The organism is Streptomyces angustmyceticus (assembly GCF_019933235.1).
GTDB classification, from domain to species: Bacteria; Actinomycetota; Actinomycetes; order Streptomycetales; family Streptomycetaceae; genus Streptomyces; species Streptomyces angustmyceticus.
Map to the genome: position 1 here is coordinate 1,306,316 of NZ_CP082945.1, position 20,801 is coordinate 1,327,116.

The window sequence follows — 20,801 nt, forward strand, 5'->3', positions numbered from 1 at the left end:
CTGACCGTGCCGATGCCTCGGCGCCCGTTCCCGCTGTGCGCCCTTGCCGGTGCGGTTCGCCGCGTCCCCGGTCAGGAGCAGTTGAACTCGCACCATACGCACTTTCCGCTGCCGCGCGGTTCCACACCCCAGACATCGGCCAGGCGGTCCACGAGCAGCAGTCCGCGGCCGGAGACGCCGGCCTCGCCCGGCTCGCGGCGGCGCGGCAGGCTGCTGGAGTGGTCCTCGACCTCCAGCCGCAGCAGGCGGCCGACGCTGTGCGGCATACGGATGTTGACGACGGCCTCGCCGTCGGTGTGCAGCAGCGCGTTGGTGATCAGCTCGTCGGCGACCAGTTCGATCTCCTCGGACCGTTCCGCCGCGCCCCAGGCGCGCACCGCGGCCCGGATCATGTGCCGGGCGGCGGACAGGCCCTCGGGGTCGGCGGGCGCGATGTGCTGGCGGAAGCGTCCGACGATGTCGTGCTCGGGCGCGCCGAGGCGGCGCAGCAGGAGCAGCGCCATGTCGTCCTCGCCGGTCCGTTCGTCGGCCGTCTCGCAGAGCCGGTCGGCGAGTTGCTGGACGTCCTGGGGGCCCGAGCGGACCTCGCGGGCGAGCCGCCGCATTCCGTCGTCGAGGTCGGTGCCGGGCTGTTCGACGATGCCGTCGGTGCACAGCAGCAGAGTGTCGCCGGGGGCGAGCAGGACGGTGGTGACCGGGTAGTCGAGCCGCCGGAACTCGGAGGCGATCCCGAGCGGCAGCCCGCCGGCCACCGGCAGCCTGCGGCAGATGCCCTCGGCGTGCCGGAGCAGCGGGTCGATGTGGCCGGCCCGGACGATCCGGGCGGCGCCGGTGCTGAGGTCCGCGTCGACGTAGGTGCAGGTGGCGAAGCGGTCGGTGTCGAGTTCGTTGAGGAAGGCGGAGGCGCGGGCCATGACGGTGGCGGGGGCGTGCCCTTCGGCGGCGTAGGCGCGCAGCACGATCCGCAGCTGTCCCATGAGTGCCGCGGCCTGGGTGTCGTGGCCCTGGACGTCGCCGATGACGGCGCCGACGCGGCCGTCGGGCAGCGGGATGACGTCGTACCAGTCGCCGCCGATGTCCCGGCCCATCCGGGCGGAGCGGTAGCGGACGGCGATCTGGGCGCCGACGACGCCGGGGATCCGGCGCGGCAGCATGGCCTGCTGGAGGCCCGCGGCGAGGTCGTGCTCCTGGTCGTAGAGCATGGCCCGGGCCAGGCTCTGCGCGATGCTGCTGCCGAGCGCCACCAGGACGTTGCGCTCCTGGTCGCGGAAGTCGCTCTCCCTCTCGAAGAAGAGGCCGATGACGCCGATCGGGCGGCCCTGCGCGATCAGCGGGAGATAGGCGGCGGAGTGGACGTCGAGCGGTTCGATGGCCGGCCACAGCCGGGGGTAGTCGCGCTTGAAGGCCGCGCGGCTGCCCACGTAACGCGGAGTGAGGGTGCGGACCACCTCGCTCATCGGGAATTCGTCCCCCACCCGCGTGTACTCCAGATCGGGCACAAAGCTTCCCGCCTTGCCCTCGGAGACCAGCCGGATGCGGCCGGCCTCGACGAGTCCGAGGATCACGTTCTCCGCGCCCAGCCGGCTGAGCCCCTGCTCGTCGGCGAGCACGGCGATGACCTCGCGGACCGTCCGGGCGTGGGCCAGCGCCGCGGTGGTGCGTTCGACGACGCTGGTGTGCCGGCGGCGCTCCTCGTCGACGGCGAGCCGCTCGGCCGCGTGGGTGTATTCGTGGCTGGCGTCGCGCACCACGCCGATGATGCGGCGGGGCCGGCCGCTGCTGTCGCGGCGGATGCTGCCCTGGCTGTGGGTCCAGCGCAGCGCGCCGTCGCGCAGCCGGACCCGGAAGTAGGCGCCGTAGGAGTCGCTGCCGTCCTTGAGGGCGCGGGCGACCAGGGCGTCCAGGCGGGCCGCCTCGTGGGGCGGGACGCGGCGGCCGAGGGTGGCCGGGCGGTCGTCCCACTCCGAGGGGAGCATGTCGAACACCTCGAGGGCGGGCGTGTCCATGTGCATCAGCCCGCTGTCGAGGTCCCAGTCGAAGCCGCCCATGCCGTTGAGGGCCAGGGTCAGGTCCGGGTGGGCGGGCCAGTCGTCCGGCACCGACACGGTGGGCCGCTTCGCTCCCCGGTCAGCCATGTCGTCACTTTGCCACATTCACCCGGATTGCGGCGTGTCCGGCCGCCTCGCCCTCCCTCCGCCCGGCAGCATCGCGCGCGCAACTGACTCGCTCACCAGACTCCCCGCAACACCTTCCCCAGAACCCCGGGAATCCAGGGAATTTCACCCTCTCCCGATCCCCGACTCGTTGCGATGATCTCAACACGCTGTTACGGTCCCTGGCCATGGAGGACGCCCCCGGCCCCCGGATCACCGACGAGGGCGGTGATGTCACGGACCGTGTCCGCGACGTGATCGCCCGGCTCGGCTGCAGCCACCGCGAATTCGCCCGCCGGATCGTGATGGACCCGTCGAAACTGTCCAGGTCACTGGGCGGCACCCGGCGGTTCACGCTGGCCGAGATCGTCCGTGTCGCCGACATCGGCGGGGTGGACACGGGCTGGCTGCTCGGCGCCCCCGAGCGGCCCGCGGCACCGCCCGACCGCGCACCGGCGGCCGTCCCCGAGGGCGGCCGGCCGCTGCAGATCGTGCGGGAGACCGTCCGGCTGATCGCCGAGCACGGCTTCCACGCCGTACGGGTCGCCGACATCGCGGCCGCCTGCGGCACCAGCCCGGCCGCCGTCCACTACCACTTCCCCGGCCGCGACGAGCTGCTGGAGGCGGCCGTGCGCTGGTGCATGGACGAGGACACCGAGCGCCGCGCCGCCGGCCTGGCCGCCGCCCCCGACGCCCGCGGCGAGCTGCTGCACCTGATCGCGCTGCAGACGCCGCGCACCGAGCAGCAGCGCCGGCAGTGGCTGGTGTGGCTCGACCTGTGGGCCCAGGCGGCCCGCTCCACGGCCGTGGGACGGCTGCACGAGCACTACTACCGGCAGTGGCGCACCACCGTCGCCGACGTCGTACGCCGCGGCGTCGGCCAGGGCGTGTTCCGCGCCGTCGATCCGGAGTTCGCCGCGCTGCGGCTGACCGCCCTGATCGACGGCCTGGCCACCCAGGTGCTCGCCACCGCGCCGGACAGCACAGGACCCGACACGATGCACGCCGCGCTGCTCGCCTTCGTCGACAGCGAGCTCACCGCCGCCCCCGCCGGCTGAGGGCGGCCGCTCCCCCGCCGCCCGCCCGACCGGGCCCCGGGGCACGACACCCACCGAAGGGAACCCCCGTGAACAACGAGGTCATCATCACCTGCGCGCTCACCGGCGCCGGCGACACCGTCCACCGCTCCCCGCACGTCCCCGTGACGCCCGAGCAGATCGCCGCGTCGGCCGTCGAGGCGGCGTCCGCGGGCGCCGCGGTGGTGCACATCCACGTACGCGACCCCGAGACCGGCGCCCCGTCGCGCGATCCGCGGCTGTACGCCGAGGTCGTCGAGCGGATCAAGGAGACCGGCACCGACGTCGTGCTCAACCTCACCGCGGGCATGGGCGGCGACCTGGTGATCGACCCCGACCGGCCGCTGCGGCAGCTGCCCGGTACGGACCTGGTCGGCGGCCTGGAGCGGCTGCCGCACGTCGAGGAGCTGCTGCCGGACATCTGCACCCTGGACTGCGGCTCCCTCAACTTCGGCGACGGCTCCAACCTCTACGTCTCGACGCCCGACATGCTGCGGGCGGGCGCCCGGCGCATCCAGGAACTCGGGGTGCGGCCCGAGCTGGAGATCTTCGACACCGGTCAGCTGTGGTTCGCCAAGCAGCTGCTGGCCGAGGGGCTCTTGGACGACCCGACGGTCTTCCAGCTCTGCATGGGCATCCCCTGGGGCGCCCCCGCCGAGCCCGGCGTCCTGCAGTCGATGGTCAACCTGCTGCCCGAGGGCGCCCAGTGGGCGAGCTTCGCGCTCGGCCGCATGCAGATGCCCTGGGTCGCCCAGTCGGTCCTCCTCGGCGGCCATGTGCGGGTCGGCCTGGAGGACAACCTGTACCTCAGCAAGGGCGTCAAGGCCACCAACGGCGCCCTCGTCGAACGCGCCGTCCAGATCACCGAGTTGCTCGGCGCCACGGTCGCCGCCCCCGACCGGGCCCGTGCCCTCCTGGGCCTGAAGCCGCGAGCCTGACCGCCCCGCCGCCCGTCCGCCCCTTCCCTCCCCGAGGAGCCGCTCCCGCATGCCCGAAACCACCCCCGCCCCCTGTGCCCCCGAGGACGTACGCCGTATCGCCTGTATAGGCGCCGGCGTGATCGGCGGCGGCTGGGTCGCCCACTTCCTCGCCCGCGGCTACGAAGTCACCGCCTGGGACCCGGCCGCCGACGCCGGGGACAAGCTCCGCCGCCTGGTGGCCGCCGCCTGGCCCGCCCTGGAGCAGATCGGCCTGGCCGAGGGCGCCGCACCGGACCGGCTGACGCTCGCCCCCACGCTCGCCGAGGCGGTCGCCGACGCCGACTTCGTCCAGGAGAGCGCCCCGGAGAACCTGGAGTTGAAGCGCTCCCTGCTCGCCGAACTGGCCGCCGCGACCCGGCCCGGCGTGGTCATCGCCTCCTCCACCTCCGGCTACCCGATGACCGACATGCAGACGGCGGCCGGGGACGCCGGCCGCCTGGTCGTCGGCCACCCCTTCAACCCGCCCTACCTCATCCCGCTGGTCGAGGTCGTCGGCGGCAAGCGGACCGACCGGGCGGCCGTCGACTGGGCGTCGCGCTTCTACGACCTGGCGGGCAAGTCCGTGATCACCATGGACCGCGAGCTGCCCGGCTTCATCGCCAACCGCCTCCAGGAGGCCCTCTGGCGCGAGGCGCTGCACATGGTCGCCAACGGCGAGGCCACGGTCACGGACATCGACGCCTCGATCACCGAAGGCCCGGGGCTGCGCTGGGCGTTCATGGGCCCCTGCCTGACCTTCGCGCTGGCCGGCGGCGAGGGCGGGATGGCCCATATGCTCGACCACTTCGGCCCGTCCCTGAAGTCGCCGTGGACCCGGCTGGCCGCCCCCGAACTCGACCGCGAGCTGCGCGACGCCATGGTCGACGGCTGCGCGGACGCGGCGGGCGGCCGCACGTACGCGGATCTGGTCGCCGAGCGCGACCAGGGCGTCATCGACGTCCTGCGCGCCACGGGCCGCCTGGGGAGCACCCGCCGATGACCGACCACCCGCCCGGCCCCCTCCCCCTCTTCCACCAGACCGTCCGGGACGACTGGATCGACTACAACGGCCATCTCAGCGAGGCCTACTACGTCCTGGTCTTCGGCTTCGCCACCGACGCCCTGATGGACGCGGCCGGCCTCGACGCGGCCTACCGGGACCGCACCGGCTGCTCCCTGTACACGGTCGAGGCGCACGTCCGCTACCTCCGCGAGGTCGCCCGGGGCAGCGAACTCACCGTCCGCACCTGCGTGTTGGGCGTCGACGGCCGGAAACTGCGCCTCCTCCACGAGATGTTCGCCGGCCCGCCGTCCGGCTCCCCGGTGGCCACCGAGGAGCTGTTCGCCCTGCACGTCGACCGGGCCGCCGGGGGCGCCGCGCCGCTGCCCGCCGCGAGCCGGGACCACCTCGCCGGGCTCCTCGCCCCGGCGCCCCCGTGGGCGGGCCACGGGATCCACGGGGTGCCGCCACGGCGGTGAGGACCGCGGGCAGCGGGGCCGGACCGTCGCACCGGGCCGGCCCCGCCGGTGCCATCCTGGAAGGGCGAGGATCGTCACCACTCACCGAGGGGAAGGCACCATGACCGCCACCAAGGGCCATCACATCGAGGTCGAGCAGGGCACCGAGCACGTCCGCGTCACGGTCGGCGGCCGGCTGCTGGCCGACTCCCGCCGCCCGCTCCTGCTCCACGAGACCGGCTACCCCGTGCGGTACTACCTTCCGCCCGAGGACGTCCGCACCGACCTGCTGACCCCGTCCGCGACCCACACCGTCTGCCCCTTCAAGGGCACCGCGTCCTACTGGTCGCTTCCCGGCGGCCCGGAGGACCTGGTGTGGGCCTACCCCGACCCGCGCCCCGCGGTGGCGCGGATCAAGGACCACTTCTGCTTCTACGAGGTCGACACGGACTGACCCGGGAGCACCGGCGCCCGCGCGGCGGCGGACCCTCCTGCGACGCGGGACGCCCGTACGGCGCACAATCGAAGGGTGAACGACGCGGAGCGACCCCACGACGGCCCCGGCCCCCGTGCGCCGGGCGCACCCCCCGTAGGCGACGAGGGCGGCGACCCGGCCTGCTGGCTGGACCGGGTGTGCGAGGTCTGCGGCCGGATCCGCGAACGGCCCGGCGACGCGGTCTGCGCACACTGCGGCGCCGGGACCGGGGAGACGGCGGCCAAGGCCCCGGACGAGGCGGGCGCCGCCGCCGCGCCCACGCGCCGGCGGGACCGCGACGAGGAGGGCCGGGCCCGCAGCGCCCGCCCGCGCGACGGCCTCGGCCGGCCGCTGCCGTACGGCTCCCCGGGCGTGGCACGGCAGCCGGAGGGAGTGTCCCGTACGCCCGAGCGGGCGCTGGCCGAGGCACAGCGGCTGCTCGACGCGGGGATGCCGTTCCACGCCCATGAGGTGCTGGAGGACGCCTGGAAGGCGGCGCCGGAGGCGGAGCGTGAGCTGTGGCGGGGGCTCGCCCAGCTCGCGGTGGGACTCACCCACGCGGCGCGGGGCAACGCGGCGGGCGGTGCGGCGCTGCTCGACCGGGGTGCGGCGGCCCTCGCCCCGTACGCGGACGCCGCCCCCTACGGGATCGATGCCTCGGGTCTGGTCTCCTGGGCCGGCGCGCTGACGGGGCGTCTGGCCGGCGCCGGGCCCGTACCGGCGGCGGAGAACACGCCCCGGCTGCGGGCCACCGGGAGCGGGACGGGGGACCGGCCCGGCGGCAACGGTGCCGCGGCCGACCGGTGACGCGGGGCTCCGCCGGGACGAGCGGAGCCGCCGCCTCTTCGCCCCGTGGGAGGGGCCACCGGGCCTACGCCGGCCCTGACCCCTGGCCTGCGCGCCCGCGCGCCTGCCGCCGGCGGCCGAACAGGGCGCCCAGCCCCATGGCCACGAGGCCGGCGGCGCCCGCCCCGAGGACGAGGGCGGAGCGCCGGGGGGAGCCGCCGCCCGTGTCGGCCGCGGTGAGTTCGGCGGCCTCCGGGCCGAGCGGCACGCCGCCGTCGTAGGCGGTGCGCACGGCGTGCAGGGTGCCCACCGGCTGGGCCGTGCCGGCGCTGTCGAAGCCCCAGTCCAGCAGCGAACCGGCCTCCTTGTAGACGGCGTTGTTCTCGTTCGACTGCGGGTTCAGCACGGTGACCAGCAGGGTGCGGCCGTTCCGCCGGGCGGCGGCGATCAGGGTGTTGCCGGCCTTGCTGGTGTAGCCGTTCTTGACGCCGATGATGCCGGGGTAGCGGGACATCCCGTGCGAGCCCACCAGGATCCGGTTGGTGTTCTCGATCATGGTGGTGCCGCCGGCGCCGGGGAACGCGGCGCGGGGCGTGGCGCAGTAGCGGGCGAAGTCGTCGTTGGCGAGCCCGGCGCGGGCGAAGACCGTCAGGTCGTACGCGGAGGACACCTGGCCGGGCGCGTCATAGCCGTCCGGGGACTTGACGGTGGTGTCGCGGGCCCCGAGCCTGCGGGCGGTCTCCTGCATCTCCTGGGCGGTGTTGCCCCAGCCGCCGTTCATCGCGGCCAGTACGTGCACCGCGTCGTTGCCGGACCGCAGGAAGACCCCGCGCCACAGGTCGGCGACGGAGTAGCGGCGGCCCTCCTTGACGCCGACGACGCTGCTGCCGGCCCCGATGCCCGCGAGGTCCCCCGAGCTGACCCGGCGTACGGTGCCGGCCGAGAACTTCGGCAGGACGGTGACCGCGAACAGCGTCTTGAGGGTGCTGGCCGGGGGCAGCTTGCGGTGGGGGTTCTTCGCGGCCAGCACGCTGCCGGTGTCCGCGTCGGCCACCATCCAGGACAGGGCGGACAGACCGCCGGGCAGCCGCCGGGTGCCGGGGGCGGCAGCGGCCTGCACCCCGGCACCGGCCGCGGCGGGCTGACGGGACGTCGCGTCGTGCGCAGCGGCCGGTATGGACGTCAGCGACACAGCGGCGGCGGCGATCAGGGTCATCGCCGCTGCCTTCTTGGACACACGCGCGTCAATTGCCATGCCGTCACGCTAAGAAGCGGTGCCGCGCCCCGCAGCACAGTTGAGCCAGACGGACCACGAGGGCTGCCCGGCACCCGGCGTGTCGCAACTGCAACGGGTGCAAAGAAGGACCCGCCCGGTGCGACGGGGGATGCACACCGGGCGGGTCTCAGGAACCTTTCTACCTCATGAGCGAACGGTTATGCCTCAAAAACTTGTTCGTTTGCCGTTCAGAAGGCGACGGGGAGCGAAATCAGGCCACGCGAGCGCAGGGCCCGACGATGCCGCACATCGCCACGCGGGACGTCCAGACGCAGCCCCGGGAAGCGGTCGAGGAGCGCTTCCAGCGCGATGACGGTCTCCATCCGGGCCAGTGGGGCGCCGAGGCAGTAGTGGATGCCGTGCCCCAGCGCGAGGTGCCCCGAGCGGTCGCGGCCGCGGTCGAAAGTGGCCGGATCGGGAAAGCGCTCCGGGTCGCGGTTCGCGGACGCGATCGCCAGCAGCACGGTCTCCCCGGCAGCGATCCGCACGCCGCCGATCTCCAGGTCCTCCGTGGGGAAGCGGCGCAGCGACAGCGGGCCGGGCCCGTCGAAGCGGAGGAACTCCTCGACGGCGGCGGGCAGTTCGGCCGGATTACGCTGCAACTGGCGGAGCTGTTCGGGGTGGTCGAGCAGGGTGAGCACCGCGTTGCCGATGAGGTGGACGGTGTTCTCGTAGCCGCCGAAGAGGAGGAGGAAGGCGAGCGAGGTCAGTTCGTCCTCGCTGAGCCGCTCGCTCCCCTCCCCCGCTCCCTCGGCGGTCTGGTCGTCGCGCACCGCGATCAGGTCCGAGAGAAGATCGTCGCCCGGCTCCGCGCGCTTGGCCGCGATCAGGCCGGTGTAGAACTCCTGCATCGCCCCGATCGCCTCCTTCATCAGTTCCGGACGGCTGGGGTCCGGTGTGATGAGCGCGTCCGACCAGGCCAGGAAGTCGCGGCGGTCGCGGTGCGGGATGCCGAGCAGATCGCAGATCACGGTGATCGGCAGCGGGCCCGCGTAGTCGGCGATCAGGTCCGCCCGGCCGCGCTCCGCCATGGCGTCCAGCAGCGCGTCGGCGGTCTTCCGTGTGGGCGCGCGCAGCGCCTCGACCCGGCGCGGGGTGAAGGCCTTGGCGACCAGGCGGCGGATCCGGGTGTGGTCCGGCGGATCCATGTTCGCCATGTTGGCGTCCAGTGCGGGCGGGAGCGAGAACCCCTGGTAGCCGCCGGGCGCGGCATGGCGCTTGTCCAGGGAGAGCCGGGGGTCGGCGAGGCCGCTGCGGACGTCGTCGTAACGGGTCACCAGCCAGGCGGGGTTCCCGTCGGCGGCGGTGATCCGGTGCACCGGCCCGGCTTCGCGCAGCGCGGCGTAGGCGGGGTACGGATCGTCGAGGAGCGGCGTCACGTCGATGGGGGCGTCGGAGCCGGTATCGGCGGTGTTCGGCATGATCCCGACTGTAGGGCCTGTCCGGCCGGTTCCCGGGTCCGTGCCCGTCGTCCGACGACGGCGGCACCGGTCCGCACGGACCGGTGCCGCCTGGTGGTACGGGCGGCCCGGACCCCCGTGCCGGGCCACCCCGTCTGTGGAGTTGTGCGTCAGGTGCGCGCCACCGCGCTGCGCTGGCGCAGCTCGGTGAGCACGGTCTCGATCAGCGGCGAGTGGTAGACGTCCGCGACCAGCGCCAAGTGCTCGTACTCCGCGGTGAGTTCGGCCGGATCCGAACCGTCGGTGACCACCACGCTGTCGGCGCCGTGGACCGGGACATGGCCCACCGCACGGTTCTCCAGGCCCCGGCGGAGGGCGGCGGCCTCCGCGACGGCCGCCAACTGCCGGTCGTCCAGGGCGACCGCGCGGGCCCGCTCACGGGCGATGTCGACGGCGTCGGACTCCACGTGGCGGCGGATGCCGCGCTGTACGTCCCGGATCTCGGCCATCTGCCGGTTGGCCCGCCACTCCAGATCCGCGAACGGCCACCGCACGGCCCACGCCGAGGGCTCCATCGTGACCTCCGGGGAGCGGGCGGTGACGGTCCGCCAGAGCGGGGAGAGGCGGCGCAGCCGGCGCCAGGCGGCGACCCGGGGGCCGGCCGCCGGCAGCGCGAACCCGGCCAGGACCATGAGCGCCGCGACCGAGGCGCTGAGCGGGGCCACGCCGTTGGACAGCCACAGCGCCGCGTGCCCCGTCCAGGACAGGACGAAGCCGATGACCTTGCAGCCGCAGTAGCCCACACCGAGCCAGCACCCCGCGGACAGCAGCCGCAGGCCACGCGCCAGATAGGTCCGGCCGAGCCGGGCGGCGAGCCGCGGGCACAGCGTCCCCAGGGCCGCCGCACTCATGCCGAAGATGGCCAGATACAGCACCAGGAAGAGCATCACTCCCGGCGAGTCGGTGTAGGCGGTGCTGAAGTCGCGGGGATGCTCGACGGCGTCCGGCCTGCCGACCGCGAAACCGGCGATGGCCACCGCCCAGAGCGCGGCCACTCCCCCGACGGCGGCCCGCGCCCTGGTCCGCGCGCGGGCCCGCGCGGCCGCGCCCTCGCCCGCCGTCCAGCGCAGCATCAGCACCAGCGCGCCCGCGGCGAACATCACGACGGAGGAGTAGAGGAACACCATGGCGAGGTTGGCCACGCCGGTGAGCCGGTCGAAGGCGCGGTAGAGGCTCGGCGCGGAGAACAGGAAGACCGTGGCGACCCCGCCGGTCATCACGCAGGCCAGCCCCAGGTCCGCGTTGCTGCGGTCGCGCAGCCACGCACGGGACTTGTACCCGACGATCAGCCAGGCGGCCACCCCGAACGACAGGTAGATGACGTCAAACACGCGGGCCCCCGTCCCCCGCCACGCCCGCACCGACGCCGTCGCGGCCCCCGTCGCCGGGCGGCGCCTCCTCCCGGCGCCGCAGGTGCTGCAGCGCGGGACCGAGCGCCGCCGCCAGCTCCGCCGCCTGCCCCTCCAGGGGGAGTTCGCGCTCGCCCGCGGACGGCGCCACCCGCTCCATCAGCAGGGTGCCGAGCACCTCGGTCTCCCGCTCGGCGAGGTTGTCGTAGCCGTGGTGCCGGGCGAAGCCCATGGTCAGGCCCATCCGGCGCATGGCCGTGGCAACGTCCACGGAGGGCGTCCACAGCTTCAGCGCGTCCTCGGTGACCGCCGGGTCCTGGCCGTGCCCCAGCAGCAGGTGACTCAGTTCGTGCAGCACGATGTGCGCCTGGTGCCAGGGGGAGGTCTTCAGCTCGTAGAAGACCCAGTAGCCGTCGTCGGTGACGGCCGTCATCCCCGAGACCACCCCGCCCAGGCTCATCGGCACCAGATGGACGGGCCGCGCCACCCGTGTGGCGACGATGTCGCACATCCCGCGCAGATCGGTCGTGGCCGGCAGCGCCAGCTCCTTGATGAGCCGCTTGCACCGCCTGCGTATCTGCCCCACTCGCATGCTCGTCCCGTCCTCGTCTCCGGCCCGCTGCCAGGAAGCGAAAATCCGGCCGCGCTCAACGGTCCGCGTCACCTCACTCACCACCCCGGTCACCGCCCCGGTCGGGCGGATCGGCCGGCAGGTTCATCTGCTGCCGGAACTGGGAGATGATCGTCGTCAGGCTGTCCTGCACCTCCGGCGGCAACCCCACGGAGCGCAGCGCGATGGCGCGCACCCGCTGGTCGCGCATGGCGGCCAGGAAGCGGACCTCCTCCTCCACCCGCGCGGCCTGCGGCTGCGAGAGGTCCCCCAGCAGATAGCCGACCGGTACGCCGAAGAACTTGGCCAGCGCGCGCAGGAGTTCCGGGCTCGGGTTCGTACGCCTGCCGTTGCGCAGCATCGACAGGTACTGCTCGGTGACCTTGACCTCGCCGTACTCCTCGTCGCCCCCGCTGATCTCCTCCGCCACAAAGGCGTTGGTGTACGGGGCGCCCGGCGGATGCATGTTCGCGAAGAGGTGACTCAGCCGCTCCGCGAGCGTGCCGCCCGCTTCGCCGGACCGGCCGTCGTCCCCCACACTCATCCCCGCCGTCCCCCCGTCGATCGACCCCAACGAACAGTTAAGGCACCGGAATTGCCGCCCACATCCTGACACGGAGAGAACGCGGCGCACCAGTCCACTTACGGACAGTAGGGGCCACCACCCCTTAACCCGGAGTTGAGTGACGCCATCGGTGACGGGCCGCCCCCCTCGGCGGCACCACCGGCTCGGCGGCCGCCCCGCTCACGGCGGCCGCGGCCGCCGCCACGGACAGCCCGCTTCCCCCGCGCGGCGGACACACCAACGGCCGGGGCCGGTGGACGGAGAAGGCTCCGTCCACCGGCCCCGGCCGAGATGACCGCCTGCGCGAAGAGGCCGCTCCGATCTCCGGAAACGGAAAACCGGAAACGGAAAAAGGGGCCCCGTAGGACCCCTCCGACCTGCAGAAAAGCAAGTCGGGACGACAGGATTTGAACCTGCGACCCCTTGACCCCCAGTCAAGTGCGCTACCAAGCTGCGCCACGTCCCGTTGCCCGTATCGGCCGGAAGGTTCCCGGCTGACCGCGCACGAGAACAATACCGCATGTCAGAGGGTGGGTGCTGCCATATCGGTGCGTCGGGGCGGGGAGCGGCGGCAGGAGAGATGAGTACGCGTACTCATGCAGCGCCGTCACGGTGCCGCCACGCTACGCGCATGACTACTCCATCGATTCAGCGGCCGACGACGACGGCCTTCTTCGTGCAGGCCGCGGTGTCCTTCGGGCTGTCGCTGGCGGCGCTGGTGATCGGGATCACCAGGCTGCCGGTGGGGCCCTGGGAGCGCGGGTTCCTCGCCATCGGCCTGGTCTTCGTGGTGTCGTCGGCGTTCACGCTGGCCAAGTGCGTCCGCGACCGGCAGGAGGTCGCGGAGGTGACCAACCGGGTCGACAAGGCCCGGATCGACAAGATCCTCATCGAGCAGGACGTCTTCAAGCCGGGGCAGGTCTGACGCGGCGGCCCGGTCCGCGGCCCCGGCGCACCGGGCGCGGCCGGGCCGCCGCTTTGGTTCCCGGCCGCGGCCCGGGCCCGAACTGTGGCTCAGACGTGCTTGTCGAGCCAGGCCAGGAGGTCGTCCTGCACCTCGTCGCGATGGGTCTCGTTGAGGATCTCGTGGCGGGCGTCCGGGTAGGCGCGCCAGGTCAGATCGCGGGTGCCCAGGTAACGGAAGTCCTCCAGAAGTTCGTGGATGAGGGTCATCCGCTGGTGGCAGGGGTCCTGGTCGCCGACGGCGACATGCACGGGCAGGCCGCGCGGGATGCGGGCGAGGTGGGCCGGGTCGTTGATCTTGCGGATGGCGCGGACCCAGTCGGCGGCAAGGCCGGCGCAGAACGGGAAGCCGCAGTCCTCGTCGGCGACGTAGGCGTCCACCTCTGCGGCGTCGCGGGAGAGCCATTCGAAGCCGGTGCGGTGCGCGAAGGCGTCGTTGAAGAAGCCGAAGGTGCGCGGGATGAAGGAGGAGAGCGTGCCGCGGCCGTGCTCGGCGATCTCCCGGTCCAGCTCGGCGAGGGCGCCGTCGATGTCCAGGCCGGGCAGGGTGCGGAAGGCGCCGGTGAGGATCAGTCCGGCAAGGTCGGCGCCGTACTCCTGGGCGTAGTCGCGGGCCAGCATCGCGCCCATGCTGTGCCCGAGCAGCACCAGCGGAATGCCGGGGTGGGCGGCGGCCGCGTGGTCGCCGATGCCCTTGAGGTCGCCGACGATCGCCCGCCAGGCGTCCTCGCCGACCACGCCCCGGCCTCCGGTGGAGGCGGCGGTGGCGCCGTGGCCTCGGTGGTCGGAGGCGAGGACGCCGTAGCCGTGGACGGTCAGGAAGCGCGCGAAGCGGTCGTAGCGCCGTCCGTGTTCCGCGGCGCCATGGGCGATCTGGACCAGGGCGCGCGGGTGACCGGACTCCGGGAGCCAGGTGTAGGTGGCGATGCGGGCGCCGTCCGGGGCCTGGTGGAAGTCCTGCTGCAGGGGCTGCATGGCGTCGTCTCCTGACTGCCGGGGCGGTGGCTGACGAGTCGTCGGCGCCCACTCTTTCGTGTGGGGCGGCGGCGCGCCACGGGGCGCGCGTGGCGTGGTTGCCCCGGCACCCGGGCGGCGTGTCACGATCGGCCGGTTCTTTGCCGACGCTGTGCCGCAACCCCCTGCCGCAGGAGGAACGTTGGACACCACGGACCGCTCCGAGAACCCCTTCGCGCACGTCTCCCGTCCCCCCGCTCCGCTGTCCCGCCGCAGGTTTCTGCAGGGCACCGCCTCGGCCGCGGCCGCGGCGGGTCTGGCCGGCGTCGCGGCGCCCGCCGCGGGGGCGCAGGACGCCGGCCCGAACGGCGCCGTCCTGTCCTTCACGGCCGCCACCAACGGCGCCGCTTCCCTCTCCCCCGCAGGTGACCGGCTGGTCGCCGAGGTCCAGAACGTCCTGTGGTCCCTGCCGCGGGCCGGCGGCGACGCGGTGGCGCTGACCCCGCCCGATCTGGAGCCCACCCGTCCGGTCCACTCCCCCGACGGCCGCCTGATCGCGGTCTGCGCCTACCGGGGCGGCGCCTTCCATCTGTGGACGCTCGCCGCCGACGGCTCGGGCCTGCGGCAGCTGACCGACGGCCCGTGGGACGACCGGGGTCCCGCCTGGTCGCCCGACGGCACCCGGATCGCCTTCGCCTCGGAGCGGGGCGGGGACGCGGTGGCCGGCGGCCCGTACCGCATCTGGGTGCTGGAGGTGGCGACGCGGCGGCTGACCCGGGTGACCGGGCTGCCCGGCCAGGACGGCCCCCACCAGGACGCCGCCTGGGAGGACTTCGACCCCTGCTGGTCGCCGGACGGCTCGCGGATCGTGTTCGTACGGGGGCAGGCGGCGGGCGCGAAGCCGGTGTCCCGCACCGTCGCCTCCGTGCCGGCCGACGGGCGGGGCGCGGTGCGCACCGAGCACACCGAGCCGGCCGCCGCGCAGGTGATGGTGCCGGCGCTGTCCCCCGCGGGACGGCTGGCCTATCTGCGGACCACGGACTTTCCGGGGCCGACCTGCGCGCTGGTGGTGGACGGCGAGCCGGTCGCGGTCGACGGCGATGTGGAGCCGGTGCCGCCGCGCTGGGTCTCGCGCGACGAGCTGCTGCTGACGGTCGGCGGGCAGTTCCGGATCGTCCGGCCCGACGCCCCGCAACACGCCGAGACCGTTCCGTTCACCGCGCGGCTGCCGCTGGACCGCCCCCGCTACCGCGTCAAGGACTACGGCTTCGAGCGGACGGCGGCCGGTCCGGTGCGCGGGGTGCATCTGCCCGCGCTGTCGCCCGACGGCCGCACGGTCGTCTTCGCCGCCCTCAACTCCCTGTGGATCGCGCCCACTTCTGGTGGCGGCGCCGCGCGCAGGATCGTCCGGGCCGACGCCACCCGCTACGTCCTGGCGCCGAGCTGGTCGCGCGACGGGCGGGCGCTGCTCTACGCCGACGACCGCGACGGACTGTTCGCGGTGCGCCGCCGCGACCTCGCCTCCGGCGCCGAGACCGTGCTGGCCACCGGCGGCCGGGTGCAGCCCGCGCTGTCGCCGGACGGCGGACGGCTGGCCGCGCTGGACATGGCGGGGAACCTCGTCGTACGGACGCTGTCCGACGGCACGGAGAAGGTGCTGGCCGCGCCGATGGGCGCCGGCGGGCTGCCCGGCCGCCCCAGCTGGTCACCGGACGGGCGCCGCCTCGCGTACTGCGACCGCACCCGCCTCAACCGCCGCTTCCGCGAGGGCTACAACGTCATCAGGATCGTGGACACCGAGACCGGCGAGGACCGGCTGCACCCGGTCGCCGAGCATGTCTCGATCGCCGACCGCTACGACTCCGGGCCGGTGTGGTCGCCCGACGGGCACTGGCTCGCCGTGATCGTCGAGTCGGCGCTGTGGGTGCTGCCGGTGCGGCCCGACGGCACGCCGGACGGGGCGCCGCGGCAGCTGACGCAGGAGTGCGCCGACCATCCGTCGTGGTCCGGCGACTCCGGCACGCTCCTGTACCTCTCGGCCGGGAAGCTGCGGCTGACCGGGGTGTCCGGGGGCGCGGCGCGGACCGTCCCGGTGTCCCTGGAGCACCGGCCCGCGCGCGCCCGGGACACCGTGGTCCACGCGGGCCGGTTCTGGGACGGCACCGGCGACGAGGTCCGGGAGGACGTCGACGTGGTGGTGCGGGACGGGCGGATCACCGCGGTGGAGGCGCACCGCCCGGCCCGGTCCGGCGCGGCACGGCGGGTGGACGCCTCCGGGCGGACCGTGCTGCCCGGACTCTGGGACGCCCACACGCACCCCTGGCAGACGACCTACGGCGGGCGGCAGACGGCGCTGCAGCTCGCCTACGGCATCACCACCGCGGTCTCCTGCGGGGGCTTCTCCTACGAACAGGCCCGTATCCGGGAGGCCGTGGCGGCCGGGGTGCTCGCCGGGCCGCGCCTGCTGACCTGCGGGGAGCTGCTGGACGGCGCCCGGGTCGCGTACAGCATGGGGCGGGCGCACCGCACCCGGGCGGGGCTGCGCCGCTCGCTGGCCCGCGGTGCGGCCCTGGAGTGGGACTTCGTCAAGACGTATGTACGGGCGCCGGGCTGGGTGATGGCGGAGGCCGCGCGCTTCGCCCACGAGCGGCTCGGGGTCCGGGCCGGGAGCCATCTCCTCTCCCCGGGCGTCCAGCTGGGCCAGGACCTGACGACGCATCTGCAGGCCACCCAGCGGCTGGAGTTCGGTCATGCCGTCAGCGGATCCGGGCACGCCTACCAGGACGTCGAGGAGATCTACACCGGCGCCGGCTTCCACCTCCTCGCCACGCCGTTCTCGGCGGCCGCGCTGCTCGGCGCCGATCCCGCGCTCGCCGACGACCCGCGGGTGACCCGGCTGATGCCGCCCTGGGACACCGCGGTCGTACGGGAGAACGCCGGGCATCGCCCCACCGCGGCGCAGCTGGCCGACATCGACACCGAGGTCGGGTTCTACCGGCGGGTGCTGGACGGCGGCGGGCTGGTCGCGCTGGGCACGGACCAGCCACTGGTGCCCGTGGGGCTGGGCCTGCACCTGTGCCTGCGGGCGCTGCACCGCGGCGGTCTCAGCGTGAGCCGGACGCTGCGCACCGCGACCGTGCTGCCCGCCCGGGTGTTCGGCGCGCAGCGGGACCTGGGGACGCTGGAGGTCGGCAAGCTCGGCGACATGACCGTGGTGGACGGCGATCCGTTCGAGGACTTCGACGCGCTGGTGCGGACCTCCGCGGTGCTGCGCGGCGGTCGCGTCTTCGAGCAGCGGGAGCTGACCGGTTCCTTCCCGGCGCCCGCCGCCCGCGCGCTGCGGGCGGCCGGCACCGACTGGCTGCAGGTGGGCCGTCAGCAGCGCCACGAGTCCTGCTGCGACGTCTCGCGCTGACGCCCCGCGCCCCCGTCCGGCGGGGGTGGGAGGCGTGGGGTGGCGCGGTTCCCGGGCCCCTCCCGGGCCTCCTCGGCCACACCGCACACATCCTCGAACAGGGGGTGGTGCGCCTCCGCCGCGCGCCTCAACTCACCACTTAAATGCGCCCAGTTGATGTTTTATGCGCCCCGCAGTAGGTATGCCAACGGGTATTGCACGGGGTAAGCGAAAGATCACTTTCCGGAACGTTCGCTGCGACGGCACCGCCGGTGCCGTCCGAGGCGTGATGCGACCAGCACGGGGGAGATCGCGAAGGAGGGGCTCGTCTTGCACCGCTACTTCACGGATCAGCGGCATGAGGCACTCCGGCACCAGGTGCGGGAGTTCGCCGAGAGGGAGGTCCGCCCCCGGGTGGCGGACATGGAGGCGAACCGTTCCGTGTGCCACGACCTCTCGCGCCTGATCGCGCGGCAGGGCTGGATAGGCGCGACCGTGCACCGCGCCTACGGCGGAATGGGCGCGGGCCATGTCGCCAAGACGCTGATCATCGAAGAGCTCTCCCGGGTGAGCGCGGCGATGGGCGCCATGGTGCAGGCGTCGCAGCTGGGCGTGGCGAAGATCGTCCACTTCGGCAGCGAGGAGCAGAAGAAGACCTGGCTGCCGGCGATAGCCGCCGGGGAATGCCTGCCGACCATCGCGGTCACCGAGCCGCAGTCCGGCGGCCATGTGCTGGGCATGACGTCCACCGCGGTCCGCGACGGCGACGACTACGTCCTCAACGGCCGCAAGATCTACGTCGGCAACAGCCACGTCGGCGATCTGCACGGCGTCGTCGTCCGCACCGGTGAGGGGTCCAGGGGCCTGTCGGCGTTCCTCGTCGAGTCCGACCGGCCCGGCTTCCGGGTCGGGCCGCAGAAGCCCGCGATGGGGCTGCACGGCTTCAGCTTCGGCGAGCTGTTCTTCGACGACTGCCGCGTCCCCGCGGCGAACCTGCTGGGCCGCGAGGGCGACGGGCTGTCGGTCGCCTACTCCTCCAGCGTGCTGTACGGCCGGCCGAACCTCACCGCCGTGTCGCTGGGCATCCACCAGGCGGTGCTGGACGAGACCACGGACTTCTGCGCCGAGCGGCAGCGCTACGGCAAGCCGCTGGCGGACCTCGGCACCATCAAGCTCAAGCTCGGCCGGATCCAGTCGCGGCTGCTGCTGGCCCGGCTGTCGGCGTACCACGCGGTGCACCTGCTGGACCAGGGGCTGCCGTGCGACGCGGAGCTGATGAACGCCAAGCTGGTCAACGTGGAATCGGCGCTGGAGTCGGCGCGTGACGCGATGGACATCCACGCCGCGTGCGGGCTGTTCACCGACCGGCCGGTGGAGCGCTTCCTGCGCGACGCCCACCACATCTTCGCCCCGGCCGGCACCTCCGACATCCAGCTGCTGCGGCTGGGCGAGCTGGCCCTGGGGCGGGCGCGGGGCGAGTGGTCCAGCCGCCTGGCGGACCTGCTGCGGCGGGAGCCCTCGGAGTGGCCGGACGAGGACGACGCCTCCCTCGGCGCCCCGGCCCCCGCCGTACGCGGCGAGGACACCACGGCCACGGTCCCCGGCCAGCGCACCGGGTCGGTGTCCCTGCGCACCTGACGCGGCCGGCCGCCCGGCCCGGAGCCCGCGGCCACCGGCAGTACGCCGATGCCGCGGCCCCGGGCCGGGCGGGGCAGTGCGAAGCCGCCTCAGGCGTCGCTCTGCTGCTTCTCCATCCGGTGGATCTGGTCGACGAGTTCGGCGGCCATCGCCTTGATGGTCTCCAGCCCCTCGCGGCCCCAGGGGCGGGGTTCGAGGTCCACGACACAGACGGTGCCCAGCGCCGTGCCCGTACGGTCGATCAGCGGCGCCCCGAGGTAGGAGCGGATGCCGATCTCGTCCACGACGGGGTTGCCGGCGAACCGCGGATAGTCGCAGACGTCCTCCAGCACCAGCGCCTTGCGGCGGACGATGACATGCGGGCAGTAGCCGTGGTCGCGGTCCATCACCCGGCCCGGCTGGGCGCTGGCGGGCGCCGGCCCCAGCTCGACGGCCTGGTCCTGGGCGGGCGTGTAGAGACCGGCGAAGTACTGCCGCCGCTCGTCGATGAAGTTCACCATCGAGTAGGGCGCCCGGGTGGTCCGGGCGAGCTTGCGGGCGAACTCGTCGAAGGCGGGCAGCGGCGATTCGCCGATCCCCAGGGCACGCAGCCGGGCGACCCGCGCCGGGGCCTCGTCGTCCTGCGGGGTGAGCAGCAGATGGCGCGTCGGGTCGTAGGAGACGTACGGGACGCGGGAGGCGGGGTGGTTCATGGCAGCTCCGGGGTCGCGGCGAGGGCGGGGGTGAGCAGGTGCTGGACGAGCGAGACCAGGACATGGGTGGCCGAGCCGCACTGGCGGGCGTCGCAGAGCACGACGGGGATGTCCGGGGAGATGTCCATCGCGGAGCGGACCTCGTCCGGGTCGTAGCGGTAGGAGCCCTCGAACTCGTTGACGGCGACGATGAACTGGATGCCCCGCCGCTCGAAGAAGTCGACGGCGGCGAAGCACTGGTCCAGGCGGCGGGTGTCGGCGAGGATGACCGCGCCGAGCGCCCCGTTGGACAGTTCGTCCCACATGAACCAGAAGCGCTGCTGTCCCGGTGTCCCGAAGAGGTACAGGACGTGCGCCGGGCCGAGCGTGATCCGCCCGAAGTCCATGGCGACGGTGGTGGTGTCCTTGTTCTCGACACCCGCCAGGTCGTCGGTGCCCACGCTGATCTGGGTGAGCAGTTCCTCCGTGCTCAGCGGCTCGATCTCGCTCACCGCGCCGACGAAGGTCGTCTTGCCGACCCCGAAGCCCCCCGCGACCAGGATCTTCAGCGCGGTGGGGAAGAGGTCGGTCGAGGGGTCCCCCGGGGGCGGGGGGTCACAGTCGTTGACGAAGTCCATTCAGCACCGCCTCCAGCAGGGCTCGGTCGGTACGGGACGCGGGCCCTGCCGAAACGGCCGCGGGGGCCCGCGCGGTGAGCGCCCCGCAGTCGACGAGGTCGGCGAGGAGCACTTTGGTGACCACGGCGGGCAGCCGTATGTGGGCGGCGATCTCGGCCACGGAGACCGGCCCGCAGCACAGCCCCAGCACCTTGGCGTAGTCGGGGCCCTGGCAGGAGACGGGCCGCCGGCCGGTGGCCATCACCATCGTCAGCAGGTCGAAGTGCGCCGTCGGACGGGTCCGGCCGTTGCTGACGGTGTACGGGCGGACCAGCCGGCCCGCCGCGTCGTCGTACCACGGTTCCCCGCCCTGCCGCCGTCGGCGACGCACGGTCAT

General features: G+C 73.8%; 19 protein-coding genes and 1 tRNA gene. 9 read left to right on the forward strand and 11 right to left on the reverse strand.

What is annotated here, in order from left to right:
• Window positions 1–71: 71 nt before the first annotated feature.
• The gene (locus tag K7396_RS06185; RefSeq protein ID WP_152104343.1) at window positions 72–2,135 is read right to left on the reverse strand and encodes a SpoIIE family protein phosphatase; all 2,064 of its coding nucleotides are present in this window, start codon (window positions 2,133–2,135) and stop codon (window positions 72–74) included.
• A 206-nt stretch (window positions 2,136–2,341) separates the two neighbouring features.
• Between K7396_RS06185 and K7396_RS06190 the strand changes: the two genes are divergently transcribed.
• The 6 genes from K7396_RS06190 (at window position 2,342) to K7396_RS06215 (ending at window position 6,928) form a co-directional block, all read left to right on the forward strand.
• A complete protein-coding gene (locus K7396_RS06190; RefSeq protein ID WP_086721303.1) occupies window positions 2,342–3,211 on the forward strand; it encodes a TetR/AcrR family transcriptional regulator in 870 nt (289 codons plus the stop codon).
• A 68-nt stretch (window positions 3,212–3,279) separates the two neighbouring features.
• The gene (locus K7396_RS06195) at window positions 3,280–4,167 is read left to right on the forward strand and encodes a BKACE family enzyme (protein WP_086721302.1); all 888 of its coding nucleotides are present in this window, start codon (window positions 3,280–3,282) and stop codon (window positions 4,165–4,167) included.
• 49 nt (window positions 4,168–4,216) lie between these two features.
• Entirely contained in the window at window positions 4,217–5,188 is a 972-nt protein-coding gene (locus tag K7396_RS06200; RefSeq protein WP_086721548.1) for a 3-hydroxyacyl-CoA dehydrogenase NAD-binding domain-containing protein, read from the forward strand.
• Window positions 5,185–5,667 (forward strand): thioesterase family protein, encoded by a 483-nt coding sequence (locus K7396_RS06205; protein WP_152104342.1) that lies wholly within the window; start codon window positions 5,185–5,187, stop codon window positions 5,665–5,667. The genes K7396_RS06200 and K7396_RS06205 overlap by 4 nt, the downstream gene beginning before the upstream one ends.
• 100 nt (window positions 5,668–5,767) lie before the next feature.
• Window positions 5,768–6,100 (forward strand): DUF427 domain-containing protein, encoded by a 333-nt coding sequence (locus K7396_RS06210; RefSeq protein ID WP_086718182.1) that lies wholly within the window; start codon window positions 5,768–5,770, stop codon window positions 6,098–6,100.
• A gap of 198 nt (window positions 6,101–6,298) precedes the next feature.
• Complete coding sequence (locus K7396_RS06215; protein WP_086718210.1) at window positions 6,299–6,928, forward strand: DUF309 domain-containing protein; 630 nt, start codon at window positions 6,299–6,301, stop codon at window positions 6,926–6,928.
• A gap of 64 nt (window positions 6,929–6,992) precedes the next feature.
• On the opposite strand, the gene K7396_RS06220 is transcribed toward K7396_RS06215, so the two are convergent.
• From K7396_RS06220 to K7396_RS06245, 6 genes are all read right to left on the reverse strand, one after another.
• The gene (locus K7396_RS06220) at window positions 6,993–8,162 is read right to left on the reverse strand and encodes a D-alanyl-D-alanine carboxypeptidase family protein (protein ID WP_086718183.1); all 1,170 of its coding nucleotides are present in this window, start codon (window positions 8,160–8,162) and stop codon (window positions 6,993–6,995) included.
• A gap of 209 nt (window positions 8,163–8,371) precedes the next feature.
• The gene (locus K7396_RS06225; RefSeq protein WP_086718184.1) at window positions 8,372–9,604 is read right to left on the reverse strand and encodes a cytochrome P450 family protein; all 1,233 of its coding nucleotides are present in this window, start codon (window positions 9,602–9,604) and stop codon (window positions 8,372–8,374) included.
• Between the two features lie 149 nt (window positions 9,605–9,753).
• Window positions 9,754–10,974, reverse strand: coding sequence for an MAB_1171c family putative transporter (locus K7396_RS06230; protein ID WP_086718211.1), 1,221 nt, complete (start codon window positions 10,972–10,974; stop codon window positions 9,754–9,756).
• On the reverse strand, window positions 10,967–11,578 hold the full coding sequence (locus K7396_RS06235) for a hypothetical protein (RefSeq protein ID WP_223660361.1): 612 nt from the start codon (window positions 11,576–11,578) through the stop codon (window positions 10,967–10,969). The genes K7396_RS06230 and K7396_RS06235 overlap by 8 nt, the downstream gene beginning before the upstream one ends.
• 79 nt (window positions 11,579–11,657) lie before the next feature.
• Window positions 11,658–12,146, reverse strand: coding sequence for a helix-turn-helix domain-containing protein (locus K7396_RS06240; RefSeq protein WP_086718186.1), 489 nt, complete (start codon window positions 12,144–12,146; stop codon window positions 11,658–11,660).
• A gap of 413 nt (window positions 12,147–12,559) precedes the next feature.
• A tRNA-Pro gene (locus tag K7396_RS06245) sits at window positions 12,560–12,633 on the reverse strand.
• Between the two features lie 165 nt (window positions 12,634–12,798).
• On the opposite strand from K7396_RS06245, the gene K7396_RS06250 reads away from it, so the two are divergent.
• A complete protein-coding gene (locus tag K7396_RS06250; protein WP_174886854.1) occupies window positions 12,799–13,092 on the forward strand; it encodes a YiaA/YiaB family inner membrane protein in 294 nt (97 codons plus the stop codon).
• Between the two features lie 89 nt (window positions 13,093–13,181).
• On the opposite strand, the gene K7396_RS06255 is transcribed toward K7396_RS06250, so the two are convergent.
• A complete protein-coding gene (locus tag K7396_RS06255; protein ID WP_086718188.1) occupies window positions 13,182–14,105 on the reverse strand; it encodes an alpha/beta fold hydrolase in 924 nt (307 codons plus the stop codon).
• 181 nt (window positions 14,106–14,286) lie between these two features.
• On the opposite strand from K7396_RS06255, the gene K7396_RS06260 reads away from it, so the two are divergent.
• Window positions 14,287–17,499, forward strand: coding sequence for an amidohydrolase family protein (locus K7396_RS06260; protein ID WP_086718189.1), 3,213 nt, complete (start codon window positions 14,287–14,289; stop codon window positions 17,497–17,499).
• A gap of 309 nt (window positions 17,500–17,808) precedes the next feature.
• Entirely contained in the window at window positions 17,809–19,116 is a 1,308-nt protein-coding gene (locus K7396_RS06265; RefSeq protein WP_086718190.1) for an acyl-CoA dehydrogenase family protein, read from the forward strand.
• Window positions 19,117–19,205: 89 nt separating this feature from the next.
• On the opposite strand, the gene K7396_RS06270 is transcribed toward K7396_RS06265, so the two are convergent.
• From K7396_RS06270 to K7396_RS06280, 3 genes are read right to left on the reverse strand one after another with little or no spacing between them, the layout of a single operon-like run.
• Window positions 19,206–19,808 carry a GAF domain-containing protein gene (locus K7396_RS06270; protein ID WP_086718191.1) on the reverse strand — a complete coding sequence of 201 codons (603 nt, stop codon included), beginning with the start codon at window positions 19,806–19,808 and terminating at the stop codon, window positions 19,206–19,208.
• Window positions 19,805–20,425 (reverse strand): GTP-binding protein, encoded by a 621-nt coding sequence (locus tag K7396_RS06275; protein ID WP_086718192.1) that lies wholly within the window; start codon window positions 20,423–20,425, stop codon window positions 19,805–19,807. The genes K7396_RS06270 and K7396_RS06275 overlap by 4 nt, the downstream gene beginning before the upstream one ends.
• Window positions 20,403–20,801 carry a DUF742 domain-containing protein gene (locus K7396_RS06280; RefSeq protein ID WP_086718193.1) on the reverse strand — a complete coding sequence of 133 codons (399 nt, stop codon included), beginning with the start codon at window positions 20,799–20,801 and terminating at the stop codon, window positions 20,403–20,405. The genes K7396_RS06275 and K7396_RS06280 overlap by 23 nt, the downstream gene beginning before the upstream one ends.

Excerpts from the sequence above, each read along its gene's own strand:
- K7396_RS06185 (WP_152104343.1), bottom strand. The coding sequence starts at position 2,135 with ATGGCTGACCGGGGAGCGAAGCGGCCCACCGTGTCGGTGCCGGACGAC.
- K7396_RS06190 (WP_086721303.1), top strand. The coding sequence starts at position 2,342 with ATGGAGGACGCCCCCGGCCCCCGGATCACCGACGAGGGCGGTGATGTC.
- K7396_RS06200 (WP_086721548.1), top strand. The coding sequence starts at position 4,217 with ATGCCCGAAACCACCCCCGCCCCCTGTGCCCCCGAGGACGTACGCCGT.
- K7396_RS06205 (WP_152104342.1), top strand. The coding sequence starts at position 5,185 with ATGACCGACCACCCGCCCGGCCCCCTCCCCCTCTTCCACCAGACCGTC.
- K7396_RS06210 (WP_086718182.1), top strand. The coding sequence starts at position 5,768 with ATGACCGCCACCAAGGGCCATCACATCGAGGTCGAGCAGGGCACCGAG.
- K7396_RS06220 (WP_086718183.1), bottom strand. The coding sequence starts at position 8,162 with ATGGCAATTGACGCGCGTGTGTCCAAGAAGGCAGCGGCGATGACCCTG.
- K7396_RS06225 (WP_086718184.1), bottom strand. The coding sequence starts at position 9,604 with ATGCCGAACACCGCCGATACCGGCTCCGACGCCCCCATCGACGTGACG.
- K7396_RS06240 (WP_086718186.1), bottom strand. The coding sequence starts at position 12,146 with ATGAGTGTGGGGGACGACGGCCGGTCCGGCGAAGCGGGCGGCACGCTC.
- K7396_RS06250 (WP_174886854.1), top strand. The coding sequence starts at position 12,799 with ATGACTACTCCATCGATTCAGCGGCCGACGACGACGGCCTTCTTCGTG.
- K7396_RS06255 (WP_086718188.1), bottom strand. The coding sequence starts at position 14,105 with ATGCAGCCCCTGCAGCAGGACTTCCACCAGGCCCCGGACGGCGCCCGC.
- K7396_RS06270 (WP_086718191.1), bottom strand. The coding sequence starts at position 19,808 with ATGAACCACCCCGCCTCCCGCGTCCCGTACGTCTCCTACGACCCGACG.
- K7396_RS06275 (WP_086718192.1), bottom strand. The coding sequence starts at position 20,425 with ATGGACTTCGTCAACGACTGTGACCCCCCGCCCCCGGGGGACCCCTCG.
- K7396_RS06280 (WP_086718193.1), bottom strand. The coding sequence starts at position 20,801 with ATGACCGTGCGTCGCCGACGGCGGCAGGGCGGGGAACCGTGGTACGAC.